The following is a 1,905-nucleotide window of genomic DNA, read 5'->3' as shown; positions in this document are numbered from 1 at the left end:
GCCCACTTCGAAGCAGTCGTCGCGATCATCGATGAGGCCGAGCCCGGCCCAGCCCTGTGCGAGGACCGCGCGAAGGCCCCTGGCGCGGATCGCTTCGATGGCCGCGCGGCCGGTTTCGCTGGCGACCGATATCGAGCCGAAGCCGACATAGACCGGCGGCGGGCCGGCATCGAGGAACGCGTCGAGCCGATCGGGGAGGGGCCGTTCGTCCGGCAGGATGAAGGCGCCGGTCTGCACGGCGTCGATCAGGTCCGAGGGCAGCCATGGCCCCAGCACCGGGTCGCAGGCGAGCAGGACGGGATTGCCGTAGACATAGTTCCGGACATTTTGCACCGGCGGCAATCCGAGCGATGCGCGCTGGCCGTTGACCGCCTCGCCGAAGAGCGCGTTCTTGGTCCGGATGTCTGTTTCCCACAGCAGCCGGTTGTCGGTCACGCCGGCCGGCAGCGGATATCCAGGATATTCGTGCGGCCGGTTGTGCTGCGACGGCAGCCAGATGGGGCAGAACGTGCCGAGCATGTAACGGATGCCGCGTTGTTCCGCGACCAGCCGCGCGGCGGCGTAGGATGGGAAAAGGCCGAACGCCACCACCGCGTCGCAGCCTTCGGCGGCCGCGCTCAGCGCCTCATATTGCCTGGCGGCGATCTCGGCCGCCTGGCCGGAGATGAGCCTCGCCCGGTCCTCGGGCGACGCCGATCGCGACCGGTTGACCATTTCCTTCGCCCATTCGCGCACCGGTGCGAAGGCCGGCGCAAAAGCCACGCCGGCGCGAGCGGCCAGCGCCGCAAACTCCGCGTCGCCCGGCGCGCTCACCCGGGCATCGACGCCATGCGCCTGCAAGGCCGCGCCCAGCGCCGCCAAAGGCTCGACGTCGCCGCGCGAGCCGTAAGTTGATAACAAGATCCGCATTCCGTGCTCCGTTTTCTTTTTTCGGAGCAGCGTTGATACGCCATGCCCGGGGGCTTGCCGCAAGCCCGGGCTGCGCCATATCTACATCCTGGGAAGGTCGTTATCGCTTCCCAGGTGAGATTGCCGTCACGGCGGCAAGCCCGACGGCATGGCGGCCCGAGCGCATTTTTGGCGCGAGGCCCTTCGGACCAGCAAGTGGGGACTGACAAATGCCGGCGACACGTTCGCCGGCAGCGGCATGCTTAACCCTCGCGGCCCTCCTGGGCGACCCGGGTGGGGGAGCTTGTCAGGCGCGGGACGACGACAAGGCGCTTGATCTTGCCGCTTTTGTAGGCGGCAAGGAAGCGGTGATAGTCCTTGAAGACGACGCAGCCATTGGATTCCGCACGGCCGCCGCGCAGCATGTAGGTGTGGGCAAGCAAGCCGTTGCGGCCGTATTTGTTGCTGCCGCTGGCCGGCGTGAGCCTGATCGCCTCTACGCCATGGAAGCGCGATTCACGCATCGACAGATTGTAGGTGTCCGGCGGCGTCGGGCCGACATTCTTGCGGTTGACGAAGCGCGGCTGGTCGACCATCGAGCCGTAGCCCGAATGCGCCTCCAGCTTCGAGCCGTCGGGCATGTAAACGGTCCTCGCCGAAATATCGTAGACGGCGACGCCATTGCCCGTCGAGGGGCCGTTGAACAGGCTGCGGAAGGCGCCACCAAGGTTGCCGCGCTCCGGCGTGTCCGGCTTGGCATAGGCGAGCATCTCCGACGCCTGCGCCTTGCGCTTGCCGGGCTTGGTGTCGGCCACTATCGGCTTCGAATTCGCCACGCCGGGCAGGGCCTGGTCGCCGCTTCTCGGTGAAACCGCCGTCGGCGCGCTTTGCGCGGTGTCGGCCGTGGTCGGCTGCGGCTTGGCCTTGGCGGCCTGCGGCTTCACGGCCTCCGGCTTCTGCGGCTTGGCCGCGTTCTGTTCGGGCGCTTCTGTGGCGCGCTCCAGCGAGGTGCGGGGG

The 1,905-nt window shown here is 68.0% G+C and carries 2 protein-coding genes; both read right to left on the bottom strand.

Features of this window, described 5'->3' with window-relative positions; all coding sequences use genetic code 11:
• Positions 1-909: glycosyltransferase (locus EOA27_RS34420; RefSeq protein WP_145970755.1), on the bottom strand; the 909-nt coding region annotated here is incomplete at its 3' end.
• Positions 910-1,151: 242 nt separating this feature from the next.
• On the bottom strand, positions 1,152-1,905 hold a 754-nt coding region (locus EOA27_RS34415), incomplete at its 5' end, for a DUF2778 domain-containing protein (RefSeq protein ID WP_127258505.1).

It is taken from the genome of Mesorhizobium sp. M2A.F.Ca.ET.037.01.1.1 (assembly GCF_003998075.1).
Taxonomy (GTDB): domain Bacteria; phylum Pseudomonadota; class Alphaproteobacteria; order Rhizobiales; family Rhizobiaceae; genus Mesorhizobium.
Note: the sequence above shows the minus strand (reverse complement) of the source record. Positions and strands in the feature narration are given on the sequence as shown.